Genomic DNA, 22,129 nt, shown 5'->3' with positions numbered 1-22,129 from the left:
GCCGATAGTTATCGAATCTCGGCCTGGTAGATGAATTCGCTGGCGGGCCCGCGCGAGCGGCGCCATTCCAGCGGCTGCCTGTCGTAGCCATACGCGAGTCGCTCGATCACGACAGCGGGCGTACCCGGTTCGATGCGCAACAGCCGCGCATGCAGCGGATCGATCGCTTCGACGGTCAGTGTTTCCGTGGCGGAGGCCACAACCTGATTGCACTGTGCCTCGTACACGGGATACAGCAGGTCACCGACTTCGTTGAGATCCATCTGCGCAAACGCGGCAAAACGGACGTACGGCAGCCAGATTTCTTCGGCCAGCATCGGCACATCGTCGATCAGACGCAGGCGCGACATCTGGATCACACGCGCGCTACTCGAAATCTGCAACGTGGCAGCGACCGCGGAGGGCGCATCGACAACCTCGCGGCGCAAGATGCGGCTCTGCGGAATGCGTCGTTCGCCCTGCCGCGTCTGGAAGCGGAAGAAGCGAAACAGCGAACTGTCGAAGCTCGCGCGACGCACGAACGTCCCTCTGCCCTGGAAGCGCTCGAGCAGGCCTTCCGCGACGAGCAGATCGACAGCCTTGCGGACCGTGCCGACGGCCACGTCATAACTCTTCGCGAGCGCCTGCTCGGTGGGAATCGCTTCGCCGGGCTTCCAGTGGCGTGCCGCGATCAGGGCAACCATTTCGTCGCGCAAACGCTGGTAGCGCGGCAACCGGTCATCGGCATGCATCATTTTCTCCATCACATTCATGTATATGATTTCATGAATCGCGTTCCGGACGGATCGGGGATAACCCTTTAAACCCCACGTCTTCCTCAATGACGGGGTTTCTACCCATTGCTAATGGATCGCATTCAACAAAACATATATATGAATTCATATCGGAGATCTGTTGTGAGCCAAATCCAGACCGCTGAGCAGGCCGTCGTGAAGAAAATCGCCTGGCGGCTCATGCCGCTGTTGATCGTGATGTTCCTTATCGCCTTTATCGACAGGCAGAACGTCGGATTCGCCAAGCTGCAGATGGTGCATGCACTGGGAATGTCGGAAGCGTCGTATGGCCTGGGTGCGTCGCTTTTCTTCATCGGCTATCTGCTGTTCGAAGTACCGAGCACGCTTGCGCTGCATCGCTTCGGCGCGCGCCTGTGGCTCGCGCGCATCATGGTGACGTGGGGCGCCATCACGGTAGCGATGGCATTCACGCGTTCCATGGAGCTCTTCTATGTGTTCCGGTTCGCGCTGGGTGTCGCGGAAGCCGGCTTCTATCCGGGCGTGATCTTCTATCTGACGCTGTGGTTTCCGCAGAGTCATCGCACCCGCATGCTCGGCTTCTTCACACTCGGCAGTGCGCTCGCCAACATGCTTGGATCGCTCGCTGGCGGCTTGCTGCTGTCACTCGACGGCAGCCTTGGCTTCGCCGGCTGGCAGTGGGTATTCATAGCGACGGGAGCGCCCGCGATCGTCGTTGCATTGGTGGCGTTGCGTTTCCTGCCGGAGTCAGTCGAACGCGCGCCGTTCCTGTCGAGCGAAGAGAAGAACCTGGTGATCGCGGCGCTGCGTCGCGAGGCGTCGACGCAAGCCATCGCGGAGCATCCGTGGCGGGCGCTGGTCGACAGGCGCGTGCTGATGTTCGCGTGCGGCTATATGCTGATGTCCACGTCGCTCTATGGCGTGACGTACTGGCTGCCGACGCTGCTTAAAAGCGGCGGCGTCTCGCATTCGTCGCTCAACGGCCTGCTCAACATGATTCCGTGGATGCTCTCCGCGCTGCTTCTGCTGTGGCTGCCAGCGAAACTCAAACGCGAGGGCGTGGTGCTCAAGGCGATGGCGATGGTGGCAGGCGTGGGCGTAATCGGCTTCGCGCTGAGTCTCGTGCTGCCGGGCCTGCCGCTGCGGTTCGCCGCGCTTGTGCTGGGCGGCGCATGCATTCCGCTGCTGTATCCGTGCTTCTGGTCTCTGCCTCCGCGCTACTTCACGGGTGCCCGCGCTGCGGCGAGTATCGCGGCGATCAATTCGATCGGCAACCTGGGCGGCTTTTTTGCGCAGAACCTGATGCCCTACGTCGGTAAGGTCGCGGGCAACGCGAGCGCCCCTATGCTGGTGCCCGTCGTCTGCCTGACGTTGCTTGGGCTGGGCATGTCGATCGCGTCGGCGCGCAGCGGATCGGGCGCGCGTGTGCGGATAGCAGCGAGGCAGTAAGCCAAAGACGATAAAAAACGGGTGTGTACTTGACTCGACTCATTCTCATTGCCTGCACCGATCTTGATTTATCTCAACTCAGGCGAACTCAGCGAAGCGCAAATCGAACGCAAGGGATCAATCGGGGTCGATCCTTTGCGCCCTTCGCGGTGAACTCAAGGCACGATTCACCGTCTGGCAACGGTGGACGATCGTCGAAGGTACCACCTGCCGGCCTTGATCGAGACCGCGACGCGCATCATGTCGGGATAGTGTCGTTCGGTCAGCTCCCAGTCAATCGTTTTGCGGCACAGGCTATCGATGTGGGCGTACTTGCGGCGTCTGTCCGCCTTGTATATGACAAGATCCTTGATGTTTAGCATGCGAGGCATCAGATTGGTCCCGAGCAGCCAGGACAGGCCGAATACAGGACCACTCTGCGCCTGGGTGTCGCCGTGGATTGAATCGGGTTTGATGTCGGCGCCGTTGCGGATCAGCCCGTCGAGAATATAGACGGCTTCGTGAACGCCGCACGGGATGAAGTGGCTGAACAGCGCGATTTACATGTCCGACACGTGATAGTAGCCGATGCCGCCATAGCCACCGTACCGGAGGCATAGGCGATGTACTCGTTGCACCGGCTGAGCGCCGCGGCCGGATCGCCGCCGAGCGCTTCGCGAATTCTGGCCAGTCGGCCGCGCTCCGGAATCGCGTCATCCGCTTCAAATCATCCCAGCCGGACTTGCCGGCATGGACGACCAGCGGCGCGTCAATTTTGGCAACGAGCGACTCGTCGAGCGCGTCTGAGATGGCGCTGTAAATCGCTTCATTGACCTCGTTGCGGGCCTGCGCGGCAACCCGCTGCAGCAGCGCCAGTGGCGGAAGCCCGTAACGGCGACGGACCAATTCCTCGATCAGCACGTTGACGATGTCGGGCAGTTCAATCTTCGTTTGCGCTTCCTGCGACACGAGCGTTGCCAGGTTTCGGCGATCGAGCAGTCGCTCGGTACGACCGCTCGTGGGGAAGTTGTCGGCCGAAGCAGCCGCTGACGCGACCATCAGCCAACGGCTGCTATGGTCAGCATTACCGACGTCGGGCCCGCATCGAGTTCGAATGGCAGTTTTGGTCAAGTTGCGAGGACTGCAAGCGAGGTGCAGCGGTCGGCCGTTGCTTCCGCCGACGCGATCGCCGCGACTTTCGGCTTTTGCATGGATTCGTGTTAGACATCGTTTCGCTGCTTCCAAGCGTCGGCTTCGTGATTCGGGGACGACAAGCGATCTTAAAGCCAGCATCGCGCTGCCATTCGAGCATGACCTGCTTTTGCACCGATCGGGTTACAGCTGTAACGGCTGTCCAGCCACGACTAGTGGCTGCCACGTCGGTAAATCGCGATGCCTTTGGCACTGATTTCGAAGGCCATGAGATCTTCGCCAATGACCAAGGGGCCGCCGTACGTTTCGCGTGTTTGCGACACGATTTCATCGGTCGTCACGCTCGGCACCGTTGGCGAGCCAATTAACGAAAGGTGTGTATAGACCGCGAGCCTGGGGTGCGCACGGGTGAAAATCACGCCAGCCTGCTGAGGCGTGACATGATGCGCGGCGATGCGCTGAATCGCCGTGCTCCTCATTAATTCGGGCTTGACGGCGAATACTTCGTGCACCAGCAGATCGGTTCCAGTGCCATATTTCACGACGTTTTCGTTCATCTTCGTGTCGCCCGAGACGAGAACAGCATGGCCCGCGTAGTCGATGCGGTATCCGTACGCGGGCTTGACGGCTTCGCCTTGATTGACCTCGAACGCGGTGACGCGAAGCCCATCGTTTTCGTAAACGGTGCCGTCCTTCGAAAACTCATCGACTTTGACATCCACGCCTTCTCGCGAGAGCTTCTGATCGGCCATCCGTATTCTGATGTCGGCAGCATACGCACGTTCGAGATTCGTCATCAGTTCCGCAGCGCCAGTCGGTCCAATCACGTGAAACGGTGACCGGCGCTGCCCGAAGGGGGGCGGCAACCACCCGGTCAGCCAGAGATCCGGAACGCCGACGGTGTGGTCGGAATGGTACTGGGTCAGAAAGAGCGCTTCAATTTTGCCAAGTGGAATGTTCAGTTGACTCAGCCGCATCGTGACGCCACGCCCGGCATCGATGAGTATTTTCTGATGGCCGGCCTCAATGAGCGTGCTGACACTGAAACGATCCACCGTCGGGTCTGGCGCCCCCGTCCCGAGAAGCGTGACGCGCAATACATCCGGACTCGCCGAATCTTGCGCCGTTGCGGCCGGCGGATATCCGGCAACGATACAAAGGATTGCACAAGCCCTCGCCGCGATTCGCCAAAGTCGATCCATGCCGGTCTCCTCAGTCGAGCCTGGCAACGACACACGTGTACGTCTCGGACAGTTGTCGCTCGCCGATCGCGAGTGGTTGCTGTCAGTCAAGATCAACGACGAACTGGGCTCCATAATCTCGACCCAGTTCGTGTAACCGTTCTTCGAACAACAAACCAGCGCCTCAGGGTGTCACGATATTCAACTTTACATTGTAAAGGTTGACGTTCAATTTTGAGGGAACGCGATCAAATGTACCTGTCCCTGTTGCACCAGCAAATGCACCTGTTCCAGAAATAATCTTGTAATCGCCATGCGTGACCGCATTCGGTTTCGCTTCTAGCGTAAAGCGCGCTGTAACGGACGAACCATCGTCAAACGTGTAGGTGCTATATCCGAATCCAGACCCGACTCCTTTATTGAGATCGATAACCACGACAAAATCTTTCACCGCGATGCGGCCGTCCTTGAATACGCCCACTCCAAACGCTCTTGACTGCATGATCGTTTGGTTTTCAATATTCGGAGCTTCGATCACTCTTGGATCGATCGGCTTAGTCACCAACTGGAATTCAAGCACCTTTGTCCCCGCGCTCGCAGGCAGCACTGAGAACGAGAGCACCCCAATCGCCATTGCATGAACGAGTACATTCTTGCGCCTCATGATTAACTGCTCCAGTTAAGTGAGCACCCCGCAAGCAAACCTCGCTTAGATGGAGGAGATATGTCCGCTCTCCTACCAAGTCATCGTCACGGAACTACTTTGGCAAGCGTACAGGTTTGAGTGTGACCGCAACAAGTTCCGCCACCGCCTGTCTGGCTGCCGTCGCTGCCGTCTCGTCATACGCGATGGTGGCGCCGCGTTCGACACATGGGTCGTTGTACGAGAAAGGTTGGTTGGTCTTCGCGTTGAAAATCTGGCCGTTGTCACCTTCCTCCCACTGGCAATTGCGCATCGTCTGAGCTTGCCGCAACGTCACCGGCGGCTTGAACGAGCGTCCATCGAAAACATGACTGGCGCCGGGATATTCCAGAAGGCGAATGTCTTTGCCCTTGGCTTCTAACCGCTCGACGTATGCCCGGCATGGCGCAACGGGGGCGTAATTGTCGGCGGTCCCCTGAAACACACGCACCGGTTGAGACACAATGTCTTCGTCGTCGCGGTACGTGTAGCTGCAATCCGGATAGAAAGCAACATAGGCCGCGAAATGCGCGCCAGGAGCACCAGCATGCATCCGCTGAAAACGCGTCAGGCTCGCGTAAAGGGCGTTTTGGCCACCCCGGGAGAATCCCATCAGCATTACCCGGGCGGAGTCAATCCTCGGATGCTTGGCCAGCAGTGCAAGCGCGCGGTACGCATCCTCAGTTTGCGCCAGGCGACCGAGCTGGGACTGGTCGTCGTTCACACTGATAATGCCGCGAGCCGTGACGCTGTCGATGACGAAGGTGGCAACGCCCAACGCGAGAAATTCCTGCTCCCAATCCAGAACGTAATTACTGACGCCACCCGAGCCGTGTAGCAGGGTGACAAGTGGAAACCGCTCGTTTCCTGAGCGTGGCAGGCGCAATTCGCCGGCGATGGTGACGTGCTCGCCATCTTCGCGGCGGGCCAGGAATTCCTGGTCTGTCAACGTGAGTGACTCAAACGGGATGACTTCCATGCGCGCGACCTGCGCATATCCGGCACGCGCCAGCGAGGCTACGAGAATACAGACTGCGACGAGGACCATATGGCGGAAACATGTGCAACACCTTTCTGCCGTCAGCATAACGAGTCCTTTAATCACGAATTCGTCGGTGACCTGCCCGAGTAGCGTAGTCCGTGTAGGGGAAATTACAACTCCCACCGAACCAGATGCGTGTTCTAGCGAACGCGAGCGGCGAGTCGGGCTTCAAGGTGCATGTGGGAAAGCTGACACGCCCCCCCCTGTCCGATGAGATGAGCGACGGAGCTGACATCTGAGTGTCTGAGCCACGGGAAAAAGCGAACGACGCTCTTTATGGCCGAAAGGCGAAGATCCCGCTGGAGTGTCGGGGCCGCTGGTAAACTCGGGTAGCCAAAGTAACTTTATTCCTGACCTATGAGTCCCCTGTCAACCGACGCCGTTGCCGGCCACTCGCCTGTGATGCATAGGTCTCTCCGCCTTATGTGACAAGGCGCCAATCGAGAAGCTACGCTGCAACCGACGCCATACGCCGCTACCGACCCGTATCTGACGCTCGAGGCGACGCTGCCTCAACAGCAGCTTGCCAGGTACATCGGTCAATGCTGGCCACTTTAATGCTGGTCAAGATACAGCTTCGCCAGGCGGACTTCCGGCCTGACCGTGTCCGCGTCTTGCGTGAGTGCAACGAGCTTCCCGTAGTATAGCTGCGCCTTCTGTTTATCCTGCGCCATGTCTGCCGCCTTCGCGGCGCCGTACAGCCCACGCAGACGGTTCGGGGTCGCTTGCATCGATGCCTCGTACTCCTTCAGCGCATCGGCAGGTCGCTTCAGATCGAGCAACATCTCGCCCAGTTGTTCGCGCATCGGGTAAAGCCGGTTCTCCATCGCAACATTCTTTTCGCTCCCATCCTCCAGGTCGGCCGCGGCGCGCATCTGCTTCAGCGCCTCATCGTCGTTGCCCTGGGCATGAGCCAGCCACGCCGAAGCGGCCAGGATCTGAATCTGGACCTGCTCAGCCCAGTAAGGCTGGTTTGACTGTTCGAGCTTCGCGCGCAACTGCGTGAGCATATCGATATTCGTCTGCGCCATGTCCGCCCTGCCGCTGCGAGCGCAGCCCAGCGCGCGGGCAAAGTACGTGATTGCCTCGGCCTGCGGCCAGCGGCTGCCACGCGGCTCCAGCGCGGCAGCTTCTTGCCAGGCGCCGCGCTCAAGCGCATAGCGTGCCGGGATGGCTTCCAGCCCGGTATAGGTTCCCAGTCGATCGAACGGAAATTTTGTGGCGGCATTGGCGTCGTCGCGGACCTGTCTTGCTCGTGCGTCCTGGCCCATCTGCAGATACGCGTACTCCATGAAGTCCCATGAATGGGGCGCCGACGGGTGGGTGGCGCCCGGCCAGCTCCTGGCGGTTTCTTCGCGCATCACCTTCAGCGCCGCTTCGTTCGATTTAACGGACGCGTCCCACATGCCGAGCATCGAGTAGATGTGCGAGGGCATGTGCACTGCGTGTGGCGCCGCCGGAGCAATCTGCGCGTATTTGTTGGCGAACGGCAATCCACGCTGCGCGAGCGGTGGATAGTCGTAGCTGTGGATCAGGTAGTGCGCAATACCGGGATGGTCGGGCTGCTCACGGTAAATTTTCTCCAGGATCGCTGCTGCCTTGAGTTGGTTGGCGTACGTTTTGTCACTGGGCTGCGCAGCCTCGTTGAGCGCGAGCGCGTAGAAAATGGCGGCCTCCGGATCGTCGGGATATTTCTGCGCCAAGCGCGCCATGGCGTGCTCGTATGCCAACGTGCGCTGGCTTTGGGGGACCTTGTCGTAGTCTTTGTAAAACGCCTCGGCTGCCAGCAGCCAGTCACGCTCCCGTTCGGTCCCGGGTCTCAGCGCCAGGCCCTTCTCTACTGCGTCCGATCCGCGGTTAAGTTGCGCCTCGTCGAAAGGCGGAACCAGCGGATTTGGAGGCTGGGCCATCGCAAGGCCCCAGTACGCAATCGCACATTGTGGATCGGTCTTGATTACGGCCTCAAACGCCTTGAGCGTCGCAGGGTAAAAGAAAGAATGCAGCATCGCCAATGCCTTCTCGAACTGGACTTGTGCCGCAGCGCTGCATGAAGTGGGGAACCTCACGGTGCCGTACTTTTCGCCGCCCTGTCCCGTGGCAAGCGCGGGAGCGGCTGCAAGGGTCGCGAGCACGCATGCGCTAATTAGCTGCTTGCGATTCATGATGACCTCCTCCGCAGAGCGAAGGGCATACTTCACGCACACTCGTCGAAAGTGGCGCCAGGCGGCCCGACAGTGCTGTCCGTCACTGAGTGCCGAGACTCTTTTTTTCTAGTAAAGGCAGGTGCGATGCAACAAGCTCGGAAACCCTAAGATAGTTCACGTTCTCACGCACACGTTCAAATGGAATTGGGCAAGGCACAATCGCCTGCATTGGACGATGAAGCGATTTGCATCGTCGCCAATCTGACGGCCACTTATGCATGAGGGCCGGACGCGTCAATGTCTGTGGGACGGTCCGGGCGGATGACCCTGCATGGCCCGAACTGAGCCGGCCAAGCCACCGTTCCCCTTTGCCCGCCGATCAGCAGCCGAAACTGTTCGTCCCGCCGTGCCGCCTCGCCCTCGTGTTCGACGCGACATCGATTGACGTCAGACTTGAGTGAACAAAGTTCAGAGTGACGTGAATCTCGACAGCTACAATAGCGTCCGTCACGGACGGTCCGCACGGGACCGCCTCCGTTCACGCCCTTCTCACGAACAAGAAGATCGATGCGCCCAGCGCGGCGCGACAGGCTTATGCACATCCTTCAGCAAAAGCGTGATCTTCCGCTGGGAGTGGGGCAATATTGATTTTGGTGAACGCCCGCCGGCGCGGCCGACGGCGACCTGAACCGGCTCGCGACTTGCTTGAGCTTTTTTATAACGTTAAAACCACGCCTCATTGACTGACATGTGGTCTATGGTGCTAGCACTCCGCTATTTGGGAATTTTGGGAATCTGCGCTTTGTTCGCTGCTTGCGGACAGATTGCGTCCCAACATGCTGCGTGCAGAGTTGATTCCTGTCACATGCGACACGAGATGTTGCAATCCGGCGAAGCGTCATGGTATTCGGCAACGTTCCAGGGGCGTCTGACCGCGAACGGCGAGCGCTATGATGGCGGCGCATTAACGGCTGCCCATCGAACATTGCCGCTCGGCAGCTATGTGCGCGTCAGATCGTTGGCAACCGGAAAGTCGGTTGTCGTGCGCATCAACGATCGCGGACCATACGTCAAAAACCGAATTATCGATCTCTCTTATGCCGCGGCGAAGACCTTGGGATTGACAGACGCACGGTCGATGCACGTGCAGATTGAACGCGTGGAGAGCCCACCGAACACTCAGACGGAGTCGGACGGCGGCGGGATCTTGACGACGGGAAGGTGAAGGACCCTGAGTTGCCCTTCGGGTCGTCGTGACCGCGTCTGCTTCTGAAAGTCCAACGGACATACGTCCATGTCGGTCGACCGCCGCTGTTAGCTGGTACCGGCCGACGAGGCCTCGGTTATTGCGCTAGCGCAGCCAGGTGCACACGGCCTTCAGGCGTATTACTCGCAAGCAACGCCACCGCTTCGACCACAAATTTCGGTCGCCGCCTGATTGCCGGCTGCATTGAATGCTCCGCGCTCGGCTGAGTTGGCATGCCGACGGAAATCTCATCATTCGCTGTCGAAACTGGCGCCCACTCAAAAAATTGATCGCTAGAATTGCGAAGCGCTTCTGGCGTCTTTGGTTCGCCAACAATACAGACCGTCGATCCCCGCTCCCTTAGCTTCCGACGGAGATAGGCAAAATCGAAGTCGCTGGTTATGAGACAAAATTTGTCAGCCCGATGGGCAAACATTGCTTCGAGAGCGTCCAGCGCCAACGCAATATCTGCGGTGTTCTTACCGGCAGCGTATTGATATTGAAGACAGGGTGTAAAAGCCTGTCGAACTAAAGGCACGCGATGCAACCCGTTTCGCCCAACAGATCGCCGCGCTGCAAGAGGGTTTCGCAGCCATGGGCTAGGTGCATGGCGCGCCGAGTTGACGCACACCGTACCCGACACGGTGCGCGACGCGCTGGCTGCCGGACTGCATCCTCTCAAGACATGGCGGCATACGCAAAGATTTTGCCAGGCGGAGCTTTCGAAGGATCACGCCGCTAGCATAATCTGTGATCACGGCTAGCAGTAATTGCGAACACCAACAACAGCGCACAACTATTTCAGCAAAGCCTTGCAGCAGGGCGAACGCACATGAATTTACGCAGACTCAACGGGTCACCATGACGGATAAGCCATTCCGATACCCGTTCTAATACGGCTCATCGCGTATCGAATTCAGCCCAACCTGAACCCGTCCTCGACTGTAAACGCAGCATCCAATGACGCCGTGCGTCTCCACTGCGGCTGTCGCGACAGCGAGTGGCTACGCCATCATGTTCCATCGAGCAGAAACATTGTGAGCTGCGGGAACACGCCAATCAGCGCAAGCATGCACGCCATGATGAACACATAGGGCAGCGTCCCGAGCACGATGCGCCGCAGCGGCACGTCGGGTGCCACGCTTTGCACGACGAACAGGTTGAGCCCGACGGGCGGATGGATCAGCGCCATCTCCATGTTGATCACGACGACGACGCCGAACCAGATCAGGTTCCAGTGATACGCCTGCACCACAGGGACGAGAACGGGCATCGTCACGACGATGATCGCGATGGTCTCCATGAAACAGCCGAGAAAGATCAGCAGCAGGTTGATGCTGATGAACAGCACCCACGGCGCGACGTGGGCGCCCGCAACCGACTGTGTCAGCGACGCGGCCACCTGGCTCGTCGTCATCACATAGCCGAACACGATCGCCGATGAAATCACGGCCAGGATCATCACGCTGCTTTGCGCCGCGTTGATGAGAATCTCGTGAAACTTCCGCCAGTTCAGCTCGCGGTAGACGACGCCCGCCAGAATCAGGCTCGCGATAATGCCCAGCGATGCCGCTTCCTGCGGCGTGGCGAGCCCTCGGTACAGCGAGCCAAGAATGATCAGGATCAGCAGCGCGAACGGCCCGATATCCTTCAGCGCGACGATGCGCGCGCTGAGCGGCGCGAGCGGGCGCGTGCGGCGTTCGCCGCGCGACTTGCGGCGCAGCGCGAGCGCCATCTGATAGACGCCGAATGCCGCCGCCATGATCGCGCCCGGCACCAGCGTCGCGACGAACAGGCGCCCAATCGATTGCTCGGCGATCACGCTGTAGACGATGAGTGGAATGCTCGGTGGCAACAGGATGCCTAGCGTTCCGCCTGCCGCCACCGAACCGCATGCCTGTGACGCCGGCAGGCCATGCCGCCGCATCTCGGAGACGGCGAACCCGCCGATCGCCGCCGCCGTCGCGACACTCGACCCCGATACGGCCGCCATCACGCCGCACGCGAGTGTCGTCGCGACGGCGAGACCGCCAGGCACGCCATCGAGGATTGTCGCGAGCGCGCTATAAAGCCGCGCGCCCATGCCGGACGCCGACACGATCGCGCCCATGAACATGAACATCGGCACGGAAGTCAGCGTGAATGTCGCCACCGATCCCCAGTACGTGCTCGGAATCAGGTTCAGCGCATCCCAGCCGCCGCCCGTGACGAACAGCGACACCAGCGCGACGAACAACAGCGCGAACGCGATCGGCACACCGAACGACAACACCGCGAGCAGCCCGCCGAACATGCCGGCGCCGATGAATAGCTGGGTCACTTGTCTCTCCCGAGCACGAGTTCGTCGACGGACAGATCGTGGGTCAGCTCGCGGCGCGCGAACACGATCGATGGCTTCGTCGGAGACGTATAACGCGATGCAACTGGGGCTGCTCGATGGTCTGTGGACGTCGTCGGGCACGTTCGGCTCGTACCGTCTCTATGAGGTGGCCAAATACTACGATTCGCCGGAGCAATACAGCATCTACTACACGATCGAGCCGATCGCGATCAGCATGAAGACCTGGAACAAGCTGACGCCCGCGCAGCAGAAGATCATGACGGACGTGGGGCAGAGCCTCGAACAGAGCGCTTTCGAAGGTGCGAAAGCCGATGACCGCCGGGTCGCGCAGCTCTTTGCGAGCCACGGCGTGCAGATCCACAAGACATCAGCGTCGTCATCAGATAACGAAGTCGTTTCATCCGCGTCTCCTTCCGTGTTGGTTTGTCGTTGTGCGGAATGATGTCCCGCTACGTCGGCATCATTCCGTATCGCCTATCTGCTTCGCGATGCACGCATAAAGCTGCGCAACCGATGCGGCCCGCGCATCCTCGGGCAATGTGTCGATGAGCTCCGCCACGCGGCGCGTCAGGAGGCTGCGCACATGAAAGCGCTTGCGCATCTCTTCGGCGTGGGCGGCATCCACGTGTGCTGTGCGCCATTGCGTGTGTTCGTCGATCGCGGACGACAGTTGCGCGATCGACGCGTCGTCGTTCGCCCGCGTCAACAGTACAGGCGCGATGCGGTGTCCGTTCGCGCGGTTGCGTTCGAGCACGTTGCGGATGTCCTGCGCCATGCGCTCGGCGCCCGGCAGATCGCACTTGTTGATGACGACGATATCGGCTGTTTCCAGCACGCCCGCCTTCATCGCCTGGATCTGATCGCCTGATTGCGGGCCCATCGTCAGCACGAGCGTATCGACAAGTGCACGCGCACCGTTTTCGACTTGCCCCACGCCGACCGTCTCCAGCAGGATTTCGCTGAAGCCATCGCCTTCGACGGCAGCGAGCACGTCGGCGAGATTGTCGGACAGGCCGTCGGCGGACCAGCCGCTCGGCAGCGAACGGATGAAGACGTCGGTGTCGGCGAGCACCGCGTCCATCCTCACGCGGTCGCCGAGCAACGCACCCGAGGTCGCGGGGCTGCTCGGATCGATGGCGATGATCGCGATAGGTTCGCCGCGCGCCGCGCGCGCTTTCGCCACGCGCCCGATCAGCGTGCTCTTGCCCGCGCCCGGCGGTCCCGTGAAGCCGATGCGGCGCGCGGGCCTTGCGCCGCGCTCGCGCAGAATCTGTAACGACTCGGCGACGCTCGCGCGCGCGATCTTCGACAGGTCGCGCGCCAACCGGCGGCGCCCGCTGCCGGCGACACTCACTGCCGATGCGCCATCCCGACCGCTCATGTCGACACCTCGCCGCACCACGCCGCCGTGTGCTCGCCGAGCAGCGGCGGCGGGCTGTAGCATGTGCGTACGCCGTCGATATGGATCGGGTTGCCGACCATCTTCAGCGGCCCCGTTTCGGATTCGATCTCGACGACGAGTCCGCGCGCCTGCGCCTGCGCGCTTTCGAGCGCTTCGCCGATCGACGCGAGCCGCGACACCACCACGCCCGACGACGCCAGCCTGTCGAGCCAATGCTGCGTGGTCTCGCCCGCGAACATCGCCGATAGCGCATCGATCACGGTTGCGCGATGTGCGCGCCGCTCGGCCATCGTCGCGAAGCCCGCTTGCGTGATCCATTCGGGATGCCCGACGCGTTCCGCAAAGATGCGCCAGAAGTTGTCGTGTGTGATGAAGAGCATCAGCCAGTCGTCGCGCGTTCTGAACAGTTGCGCCGGCACGATGTACGGATGCGATGAAAGCGCGTGCCGCGCCGGCTGTTCGCCGCCGTTGAGCACGGCGCCCGCGACATAGTTGAGCTGCGAGACCATCACGTCGAACATCGCGATATCGACCTGGCCGCCCCGCCCTTCGACAATCTTTGCGAGCAGACCCACGGCGCCCATGATGCCCGTCGAGTTGTCGACGGTGGAGAAGCCGGCCTTGGTCGGCGGACCGTCGGGGTCGCCCGTCAGATGCATGATGCCCGTGAGCGCCTGGATCACGTAGTCGTAGGCGGGCAGTTCGGCGTTCGGACTGTCGAGGCCGAAGCCTGTCAGCGCGACACAGACGATCCGCTCGTTATGCTCGCGCAGCCGGTCGTAGGTCAGGCCGAGCTTGCGGATCGCGGACGGCCGCAGATTCGTCACGAGCGCGTGTGCGTCGCGCACCATCGTTGCGAGTGCCTGCTTGCCGCACTCGCTCGCGAGATCAAGCACTACGCTCTGCTTGTTGCGGTTCAGGCTCGCGAAATACGCGTTGTGCGGCCCAATCGCGTGCGGACTGATCGAACGCCCGATGTCGCCATCGGACGGCTCGATCTTGATCACTTCGGCGCCGAGATCGGCGAGCAGCATGCCGCAGTACGGGCCCATCAACATATGCCCGATCTCGATCACGCGGATGCCTGCGAGCGGCCCACCGCGCGCGCCGCGCTTCGGCGAGTCTCCGGGCACGGCGAATCCGGGGGCGTTCATCCGAGCACCTTTGCAACGGCGTCGATCACGGTGTCGAGCGGCATGTCGCTTGTGAACACGCCGCGAATGCCCGCCTTCAGGAACGCCGCGCGATCGTCGGCGGGTATCGTGCCGCCGACGAACACGGGAATTTCGCCCGCGCCGCGATCCGAGAGCAGTTCGACCGTGCGCGCGACGAGTTCGTTGTGGCTGCCCGACAGAATGGACAGGCCAACGGCATCGACGTCTTCATCGACGGCAATCCGCGCGATGTACTCCGGGCTTTTGCGCAGACCCGTGTAGATCACACTCGCGCCGGCATCCCGAAACGCGAGTGCGATCACTTTGGCGCCGATATCGTGTCCATCGAGCCCGGGCTTCGCAACGAGAATGCGCTTGCCCTTGAGTGGCGCGTGCGCGCTGCGGGACGTCGCGGCGGCATGGCCAGCCGGGTTGGCGGAACTGCTGCTCGTGCTGTTCATAGATGGACCGGCTCCTCGAATTCGCCCCATTGCTCTTTCAACCGCGCAACCATTTCGCCGACAGTCGCGTACGCATGACAGCAATCGACGAGATATGGCATCAGGTTGCCCTCGTCGCGCGCGGCCGCCGCGCTCAATGCATCGAGCGACTTCTGCGCTTCCGTCTGGTTGCGCGTATCGCGCAGCCGCTCGAAACGCTCGACGACGGTCGCGCTCGCCTGCGGATTCAGATGAAACAGTTCGCCCGGCTGCTCGACCTGGTTCTCGCGCCGGAAACAGTTCTGGCCGACGACGAGCCGTTCGCGGTCATCCGTCTCGCGCTTGCGCTGCAGCGCACTCTTCGCGATGCGCAGTTGCAGCCAGCCGTCTTCGATCGCTTTCACCGCGCCGCCATAGGCGTCGATCTCGTCCATCAGTTCGCCGATGCGCGCTTCCGTACGGTCGGTGAGTTCCTCGACGAAGTACGAGCCGCCGAGCGGATCGACCGTGCGCGCGATGCCGCTTTCGTAGCCGATGATCTGTTGCGTTCGCAACGCAAGCTCGGCGGAGAATTCGGTTGGAATCTGGAACGCTTCGTCGTAGGCGCAGGTGAAGACGGATTGCGCGCCGCCCATCACGGCCGCACATGTTTCGATCGCGACGCGCACGACGTTGTTGTACGGCTGCGCGGACGTCAGCGACGAGCCGCCGCACACGACGCCGAAGCGGAACATCTGCGCCTTCTCGTCATCGACGCCGTAGCGCTCCTTGATGAGCCGCGCCCACGCCCGGCGCCCCGCGCGAAACTTCGCGACCTCTTCGAAGAGATCCATGTGCACATAGAAGAAGAAGCTCAGGCGCCGCGCGAACTTCGCGACGTCGCCGCTGCGCGCGACGACGGCATCCACGTACGCGAGGCCGTTGGCGAGCGTGTATGCCATTTCCTCGACGGCCGTGCAGCCCGCGTCGCGCATGTGCGCGCCCGCAATCGAAATCGGATTGAAGCGCGGCGACACGTCGTTCGAGTACAGAATCGAATCGGCGATCAGGCGCATGGACGGACGCACGGGAAAAATCCACGTGCCGCGCGCCACGTACTCCTTCAGGATGTCGTTCTGGATCGTGCCCGTCAGCTTGTCGCGCGGCACGCCCTTCTTGTCCGCGCAGGCGACGTACATCGCGTAGATCATCGCCGCCGTGCCGTTGATCGTGAACGACGTCGAAATGCGGCTCAAGTCGATGCCCTGGAACAGCAGCTCCATCTCGGAGAGGTTCGAAAGCGATACGCCGACCTTGCCGATCTCGGAGCGCGCCATCGGATCATCGGGGTCGAGGCCGCACTGCGTCGGCAGGTCGAGCGCGACTGAGAGCCCCGTCTGACCTTGCTGCAACAGGAAGCGGTAGCGTTCGTTCGATTCCTCCGCCGTGCCGAATCCCGAGTACTGGCGCATCGTCCAGAGGCGCCCGCGATAGCCGTCCGCGAAAATGCCGCGCGTGAACGGAAACTGTCCCGGCGCGCCGATCCCGTCATTGCCGTTCGCGCCGTTCGTGCCGTTCGTGCCGTTCGCTTCGCCGGGACCGACCACGACGGGCACATGCAGTCCCGATGGCGTGCGGTCGGGATGCGGCATGGCCATCGCTTCGTCGAGTTCGGCTGCACTTGACTTCATACTTGGAGGCTCCTTTCTTTGCAATGGCGGAACGGCGCATGCAGCACCGTCTACGCCTTTGGGTCGGTTGTCGATGCGCGCTGCCGGTCGAGAAACTTTTGCGCCTGCTCCCAGTGCGCGGGCGCAGTCCATGTCGCCACGAAGGCTGCGCGCTCCGCGTCGCGCATCGCCTGCGCCAATGCATGGCGATGCGCGGCAGCAATCTGCTTCATTGCGCGAACCACATGCGGCGCGCGGCCGGCAAACGGCTGCGCGAACTGCGCGACGCGTTCGTCCAGCGACTGCTCTCGCTCGCACACGTCATCGATCAGGCCAAGCGCCAGCGCTTCTTTCGCGTCCATCAAACGCGCCTCGGCGAGCACACGCATTGCGCGCGCCGGGCCGAGCAGCGCGAACAGATCGGCCGACCCGCTGAAGCCCGTCGTGATGGCGAGCGTCGCCTGCACGAAGCCGATGCACGCATGCGCCGCCGCGACGCGGTAGTCGCACGCGACCGCCAGTTCCGCGCCGCCGCCCAGCGCCGTGCCATTCAACGCGGCGATCACGGGCACGGGCGCCGCGCGGATCGCGTCGAGCGCGGCTGCCGCGTGATCGAACAGCGCGGCCGCATCGGCCTCACTGCGCAGCGCGTCGAACTCGCGCAAATCGCCGCCCGCCGCAAAGCTGCGTTCGCCCGCTGCCGTCAGCACGACCGCGTGCAATGCGGCGTCGTGCGCGGCACCGGCAAAGACGTCGCGCAAGGCGTCGAGCGTCGCCCGGTTCAGCGCGTTGCGTTTGTCCGGGCGGTTGATCGTCACGTGAAGGACGCCGTTGCGCACGTCCGCTAGCACGTTCGGTTGTGTGTTCGCTTGCACGTTCATTTGCACTCTAGCGTCAGTGCCCGCCCGCTTCGACCGCGCGCTTCGCTTCGAGCAGCACGGCGCCGATCCGCTCGATCTGATCTTCCATCCGGTGACGCGGCCCGGCGATGGCGATGCCCAGCACGTCGCGGTTCACGTCTATAGGCACCGCGACCGCGAACACGTCGCTGACGCTCTCGCCCCGTGTCACGAAGTAGCCCTGCTCGCGTGACTGCGCGATGTCGTCGAACAGTGCGTCGGCCGAGGTGAGCGTGTTGTCCGTGACGCTCGACAGCGCGGCCTGCGCGAGGAAGCGCCGCAGTTCGCCTGCGTCGACCCGGCTCAGCATCGCCTTGCCGATCGAAGTCGAATGCAGCGGCTTCAGTTCGCCCGCCGCCGAGCTGTAGCGAATCGTCTGCGGCCCTTCCAGCACGCGCAGATAGACGATCTCGTCGTGCTGCCGCTTGCCGACGATGACCGTTTCCTGCGTCGCATCGCGCAGCGTCTGAAGCTGCGGCTCGATGCGTTCGAGGTACGGATCGTTCGCAATGATCTTCGCCGCCATGTCGTACAGGCGGCGCGTGGGAAACAGGTCCTTCCTTCGGCTCGTCAGATACAGATAGCCGCGTTCGAGCAGCACGCGCACGATGCCGTGACTCGTGCTCACGGGCAGGCCTGCCGCTTCGGCGAGTTCGCTGAGCGTCAGCGGACGCCCTTCGCTCTCGAATGCTTCGAAAATGCCCAGCGCGCGATCGGTCGGTTTCATTTCGTATGTTCGAAAAATGATTTGACATTTCGAAAACAAGTATAGGGAAATTGACCGCCTATGCCAGCATCGCGAGCTAGTGGAAAGCCCTGGTGCGTGTCGCTCGATGCCCGCAAAGCGCTACGGCAGGCGCTTCGACAGGACTTGGGCCCTATCCGGCGCGGCGTCAGCGTTCCTTGACACGTCAAAAACCGGCTCCTATATTTCGATCCAAACATTCTAAAATTCGAAAGCGCTTTCGAAATAGCGAAAAGCAAGCGTCGATGCGGCAGGAGCACCGATCTCATGCCCGTTGCAGAAACCGTCGAAACGATTCGGATGACGAACGTTCTGCGATGCTCAAGGCGACGCAAGCCGGCGCACGATCAGGAGACAGACATGTGGATGACGGAGCTCGACAAGACTGAGCGGCGCACCATGGCCGGCTGTTTCCTGGGCTGGACACTCGATGCGCTCGACGTGCAGGTCTACAGCTTCGTCATTCCGACGTTGCTGATCAGCTGGCACATCACGGCAGCCGAAGCCGGCGTACTCGGGACAGTGACGCTGCTCGCATCGGCCATCGGCGGATGGCTCAGCGGACTCGCCGCCGACCGCTTTGGCCGCGTTGCGGTACTGCAGGCCACGATCCTCTGGTATGCGATCTTCACGTTCGCGTCGGGCTTCACGCAGAACTACGAGCAGTTGTTCATCTGCCGCGCGCTGCAAGGCTTCGGCTTTGGCGGCGAATGGGCGGCGGGCGCCGTGCTGATCGGCGAGACGGTGCGAGGCGTCTATCGCGGCCGTGCAGTCGGCATCGTGCAGAGCGGATGGGCTGTGGGCTGGGGCCTGGCGGCGCTGCTGTTCGGCCTGTTCTTCTCGACCATGCCGGAGCATCTTGCGTGGCGCGCGCTCTTCTGGATCGGCCTCGCGCCCGCGCTGCTGGTGTTCTGGGTGCGCCGGCACGTACCCGAATCGGGCGTCTTCACTAAAGGACGACGCGAGCGGCCCAACCGCGGCATGCTGCGCCAGTTGCTCGCCATCTTTCGCACCGACTATCTCGCGACGACGCTCAGAGTCTCCGCGCTGGCAACGGGATCGATCGGCGGCTCGTACACGTTCCTGATCTGGCTGCCGACGTACCTCAAGACGACTCGCGGACTCTCCGTCATCGGCACGACGGGCTATACGACGGTGATGATCGTCGGCGCGTTCGTCGGCTTCATTCTCGGTGCGTATCTGGCCGATTCGATCGGGCGCAAGCGGACTTTCATGCTCAGCGCGATCGGCTCGGCCGTGATACTCGGCGCCTACATGCTGATGCCGATCAGCAACCGCGCAATGCTCGTGCTCGGTTTTCCGCTCGGCCTCTGCGCGTTCATGATGTTCTCGCCGATGGGACCGTACATGACCGAGCTGTTTCCGACGCGCATCCGCGCTGCGGGGCAAGGCTTCTGCTACAACTTCGGCCGTGGCATCGGCGCGCTCTTTCCGGCTCTCGTCGGCAAGTTGACCAGCGTGATAGGACTGGGTAACGCGATCGCGGCGTTCGGCATCGCGGCTTATGCCGTCATGTTCCTCGCCGTGCTGCTGTTGCCCGAAACGCTCGGCAGGCCGTTGCCCGACGATGTCGAGCCGTCCCAGCAGCCCGAAGGCGGCGCGGCCAAGAGCTATACCCCGTCCTGATACCCATACCCTTCATGTCCGCAACCTGCCAGGCACCACGCACGACGATCAGCACGCCCGGGCACAAAGCGCCGCCCGGCGCATGCGACTGCCATATTCATATCGCCGGTCCGTTCGAACGCTTTCCATTGAGCGAAGGCCGCGCCTATACGCCGCCCGAAGCGTCGCTGCGCCAGTACGGACATGTGCAGGAGGTGCTCGGCGTGCAGCGCGTCGTCATCGTGCAGCCCAGCTTCTACGGCACCGACAACCGTTGCACGCTCGATGCCGTGGCGCACTTCGGCGCGCACCGCAGCCGCGCAATCGTGGTGATCGATCCGACTATCGGCGATGCGGCGTTGCGGCAGATGCACGAAGACGGCGTGCGTGGCGTGCGGGTCAATCTCGTAACGCCGGGCGGTCCGCCCATCGAACATCTGACGCAACTTTCGGAGAAGATTGCGCCGTTCGGCTGGCACACACAGATCTATGCAAACGGCGCCGATCTGCCCGATCTGCTGCCGATACTGCGCCGCCTGCCCACCGACGTCGTCATCGATCACATGGGGCAGATACCGGCGACGTGGGGCACGGCGCATCGCGCCGTCACCGCGTTGCGTGCGCTGCTCGATGGTGGCCGTGCATGGTTGAAGCTATGCGGGTATCGTTGCTCGAACGAGGGCTATCCGTTTCGCGATGTCGACGCGCTTGCGACACTCTTCGCGCACGTGGCGACCGAACGTTGCGTGTGGGGCACCGATTGGCCTCATCCTAATCTCGAAGGTACGATGCCCGATGACGGCGAGCTGCTCGACGCGCTGATGCGTTGGGCGCCGTCACTGCACGCGCAGCAACGCATCCTCGTGGACAACCCCGTCGCGCTCTACGGGTTCGACCCGCAATGAGCCGTGTTATCCGATGAATTCTGGAGACGACCCATGCTGATGGAGCACAACGTGCCGTCCGACGTGAAGTCGACGGTTTCCGAAGCGGAGTGGAATACGCGAGTCGACCTGGCCGCATGCTACCGGCTGATGCCCTATTTCGGCTTGAGCGATCTCGTGTACAACCACATCACGGCACGCATTCCCGGCGACGACACGCGCCTGCTGATCAATCCGTATGGCTACATGTACGAGGAGATCACGGCGTCGAGCCTCATCACGATCGACATCGACGGCAACGTGCTCTTCAATCCGAACGAAGGCACTTACGGCGTCAATGCAGCCGGTTACGTGATTCACAGCGCGGTGCACTCGGCGAGGCATGACGTGAATTGCGTGATCCATACGCATAGCCGAGGCGGACTGGCTGTGTCGGCACTGTCGTGCGGGCTCTTGCCGCTCACGCAAACGGCGATGCGTTTCAGTCCTGTTGCGTATCACGACTATCAGGGCGTGGCAATCGACCTTGAAGAACGCAAGACGCTCGCTGAAGATCTGGGCAACGCCGAAGCGATGATTCTGCGCAATCATGGCCTGCTCGTTGCAAGCGCGTCCATACCGCAAGCCTTCAACGCGATTTACTGGCTGGAAAATGCGTGCCGCGCGCAAGTCGATGCGATGGCGTGCAATACGGAGCTTCATTTGCCGCCGCAAGACGTGATCGACAAGACCGCGCACCTCTACAAGCCGGAAACGCGCCGCCCCTATGGCGAAATGGAATGGCCCGCGATGCTGCGCTTTCTCGATCGACGGGACCGTTCATATCGCAACTAGTCCAAGGAATGCTGTTCTATTGTATGGGCGGCATCTGAACTCTCTCAACAAGGGTGGCCGGCAGCGCCTCATATTCACGCTGAAATCGCCCGGCTGCATTTGCGTCGGAAGACACTACGCCCCCTTCTGGCCGCATATTCTCTCGCGCGGCTTGTGTCGTGAGTCAGAAATTGAATCAATGCCCGTTTCCTTCCGGAATGAAGAACTGCTGGCAAGAAAGCCGCTCGGATCCGCGCAGACCTTCGTCGGTAAAGATCACGGATTTCGTCTTGTTGACTGGATCTTCGATGAAGCCTCGTTCATGGCGGTTCAGCACATCCCGGTCGAAGCCCTTCCATGCACGGTCTCGGTCATGTAGTGTCAGGTAGAGCAGAGCCAGGGCGACTTCATCGATTGCATCGGTATCGATATTCGTGGCGTTCATTCCACGGTCTTCTGGACCCGCGTACAAAACCATTCGAGGCTGCCAGAGTCTCGTCAGCCGACTTGCTCCAGACGAACGGTTGCGAACTAGTATCCCGAGTTAAA

At 61.6% G+C, this 22,129-nt stretch carries 19 protein-coding genes and 2 pseudogenes; 6 read left to right on the top strand and 15 right to left on the bottom strand.

The annotated features are described in order from the left end of the window. Positions 1 to 8 precede the first annotated feature (8 nt). Positions 9 to 731: a GntR family transcriptional regulator gene (locus BN2476_RS29585; RefSeq protein WP_087737797.1), complete on the bottom strand. Its 723-nt coding sequence runs from the start codon at positions 729 to 731 to the stop codon at positions 9 to 11. Positions 732 to 872: 141 nt separating this feature from the next. On the opposite strand from BN2476_RS29585, the gene BN2476_RS29580 reads away from it, so the two are divergent. Next, positions 873 to 2,201, top strand: a complete 1,329-nt coding sequence (locus BN2476_RS29580) for an MFS transporter (RefSeq protein ID WP_173819684.1) — start codon at positions 873 to 875, stop codon at positions 2,199 to 2,201. A gap of 170 nt (positions 2,202 to 2,371) precedes the next feature. On the opposite strand, the pseudogene BN2476_RS29575 reads toward BN2476_RS29580, so the two are convergent. The 5 genes and pseudogenes from BN2476_RS29575 to BN2476_RS29550 all read right to left on the bottom strand — a co-directional run. After that, a pseudogene (locus tag BN2476_RS29575) lies at positions 2,372 to 2,794 on the bottom strand (Tn3 family transposase); the annotation flags it as partial. Positions 2,795 to 3,544: 750 nt separating this feature from the next. Beyond that, positions 3,545 to 4,534 (bottom strand): MBL fold metallo-hydrolase, encoded by a 990-nt coding sequence (locus BN2476_RS29565; RefSeq protein WP_087737767.1) that lies wholly within the window; start codon positions 4,532 to 4,534, stop codon positions 3,545 to 3,547. 163 nt (positions 4,535 to 4,697) lie between these two features. Beyond that, on the bottom strand, positions 4,698 to 5,177 hold the full coding sequence (locus BN2476_RS29560; protein ID WP_218274553.1) for a hypothetical protein: 480 nt from the start codon (positions 5,175 to 5,177) through the stop codon (positions 4,698 to 4,700). Positions 5,178 to 5,271: 94 nt separating this feature from the next. Beyond that, entirely contained in the window at positions 5,272 to 6,174 is a 903-nt protein-coding gene (locus BN2476_RS29555; RefSeq protein WP_235851020.1) for a dienelactone hydrolase family protein, read from the bottom strand. A gap of 617 nt (positions 6,175 to 6,791) precedes the next feature. Further along, a complete protein-coding gene (locus tag BN2476_RS29550) occupies positions 6,792 to 8,399 on the bottom strand; it encodes a tetratricopeptide repeat protein (protein WP_235851019.1) in 1,608 nt (535 codons plus the stop codon). A gap of 859 nt (positions 8,400 to 9,258) precedes the next feature. On the opposite strand from BN2476_RS29550, the gene BN2476_RS29545 reads away from it, so the two are divergent. Next, positions 9,259 to 9,606 (top strand): septal ring lytic transglycosylase RlpA family protein, encoded by a 348-nt coding sequence (locus tag BN2476_RS29545; protein WP_235851018.1) that lies wholly within the window; start codon positions 9,259 to 9,261, stop codon positions 9,604 to 9,606. 127 nt (positions 9,607 to 9,733) lie between these two features. On the opposite strand, the pseudogene BN2476_RS29540 reads toward BN2476_RS29545, so the two are convergent. Together BN2476_RS29540 and BN2476_RS29535 are read right to left on the bottom strand one after the other, a co-directional pair. Next, a pseudogene (locus tag BN2476_RS29540) lies at positions 9,734 to 10,159 on the bottom strand (NYN domain-containing protein); the annotation flags it as partial. A 480-nt stretch (positions 10,160 to 10,639) separates the two neighbouring features. Next, positions 10,640 to 11,947, bottom strand: coding sequence for a TRAP transporter large permease (locus tag BN2476_RS29535; protein WP_087737762.1), 1,308 nt, complete (start codon positions 11,945 to 11,947; stop codon positions 10,640 to 10,642). 70 nt (positions 11,948 to 12,017) lie between these two features. Here BN2476_RS29535 and BN2476_RS29530 point away from each other — a divergent pair, with 70 nt between their 5' ends. After that, the gene (locus tag BN2476_RS29530) at positions 12,018 to 12,410 is read left to right on the top strand and encodes a TRAP transporter substrate-binding protein (protein ID WP_235851017.1); all 393 of its coding nucleotides are present in this window, start codon (positions 12,018 to 12,020) and stop codon (positions 12,408 to 12,410) included. 18 nt (positions 12,411 to 12,428) lie between these two features. Here the strand turns inward: BN2476_RS29530 and BN2476_RS29525 are convergent, their stop codons facing one another. The 6 genes from BN2476_RS29525 to BN2476_RS29500 are packed head-to-tail and all read right to left on the bottom strand — an operon-like array spanning position 12,429 to position 18,239. After that, positions 12,429 to 13,349 (bottom strand): GTP-binding protein, encoded by a 921-nt coding sequence (locus BN2476_RS29525; protein WP_087737761.1) that lies wholly within the window; start codon positions 13,347 to 13,349, stop codon positions 12,429 to 12,431. Further along, a complete protein-coding gene (locus tag BN2476_RS29520) occupies positions 13,346 to 14,524 on the bottom strand; it encodes a CaiB/BaiF CoA transferase family protein (protein WP_087737760.1) in 1,179 nt (392 codons plus the stop codon). Before BN2476_RS29520 ends, BN2476_RS29525 begins: the two co-directional genes overlap by 4 nt. Further along, positions 14,521 to 14,985: a cobalamin B12-binding domain-containing protein gene (locus BN2476_RS29515; RefSeq protein ID WP_087737759.1), complete on the bottom strand. Its 465-nt coding sequence runs from the start codon at positions 14,983 to 14,985 to the stop codon at positions 14,521 to 14,523. The genes BN2476_RS29520 and BN2476_RS29515 overlap by 4 nt, the downstream gene beginning before the upstream one ends. After that, the gene (locus tag BN2476_RS29510) at positions 14,982 to 16,634 is read right to left on the bottom strand and encodes an acyl-CoA mutase large subunit family protein (protein WP_087737758.1); all 1,653 of its coding nucleotides are present in this window, start codon (positions 16,632 to 16,634) and stop codon (positions 14,982 to 14,984) included. The genes BN2476_RS29515 and BN2476_RS29510 overlap by 4 nt, the downstream gene beginning before the upstream one ends. 50 nt (positions 16,635 to 16,684) lie before the next feature. Beyond that, entirely contained in the window at positions 16,685 to 17,494 is an 810-nt protein-coding gene (locus BN2476_RS29505; RefSeq protein ID WP_087737757.1) for an enoyl-CoA hydratase/isomerase family protein, read from the bottom strand. 13 nt (positions 17,495 to 17,507) lie between these two features. Further along, positions 17,508 to 18,239 (bottom strand): IclR family transcriptional regulator, encoded by a 732-nt coding sequence (locus BN2476_RS29500; protein WP_087737756.1) that lies wholly within the window; start codon positions 18,237 to 18,239, stop codon positions 17,508 to 17,510. Positions 18,240 to 18,617: 378 nt separating this feature from the next. Here BN2476_RS29500 and BN2476_RS29495 point away from each other — a divergent pair, with 378 nt between their 5' ends. Genes BN2476_RS29495 through BN2476_RS29485 form a run of 3 tightly spaced genes read left to right on the top strand, consistent with a single transcriptional unit; the run spans position 18,618 to position 21,601 of the window. After that, positions 18,618 to 19,904 carry an MFS transporter gene (locus tag BN2476_RS29495; protein ID WP_087737795.1) on the top strand — a complete coding sequence of 429 codons (1,287 nt, stop codon included), beginning with the start codon at positions 18,618 to 18,620 and terminating at the stop codon, positions 19,902 to 19,904. A 14-nt stretch (positions 19,905 to 19,918) separates the two neighbouring features. Next, a complete protein-coding gene (locus tag BN2476_RS29490; RefSeq protein ID WP_087737755.1) occupies positions 19,919 to 20,788 on the top strand; it encodes an amidohydrolase family protein in 870 nt (289 codons plus the stop codon). 33 nt (positions 20,789 to 20,821) lie between these two features. Further along, on the top strand, positions 20,822 to 21,601 hold the full coding sequence (locus BN2476_RS29485) for a class II aldolase/adducin family protein (protein WP_087737754.1): 780 nt from the start codon (positions 20,822 to 20,824) through the stop codon (positions 21,599 to 21,601). A gap of 175 nt (positions 21,602 to 21,776) precedes the next feature. Here the strand turns inward: BN2476_RS29485 and BN2476_RS29480 are convergent, their stop codons facing one another. After that, positions 21,777 to 22,025, bottom strand: coding sequence for a DUF6429 family protein (locus BN2476_RS29480; protein WP_087737753.1), 249 nt, complete (start codon positions 22,023 to 22,025; stop codon positions 21,777 to 21,779). Between the last annotated feature and the right edge of the window lie 104 nt (positions 22,026 to 22,129).

It is taken from the genome of Paraburkholderia piptadeniae (assembly GCF_900007165.1).
Classification (GTDB): domain Bacteria; phylum Pseudomonadota; class Gammaproteobacteria; order Burkholderiales; family Burkholderiaceae; genus Paraburkholderia; species Paraburkholderia piptadeniae.
The sequence above is the reverse complement of the archived record's forward strand: the minus strand, read 5'-3'. Positions and strand labels throughout refer to the sequence as shown.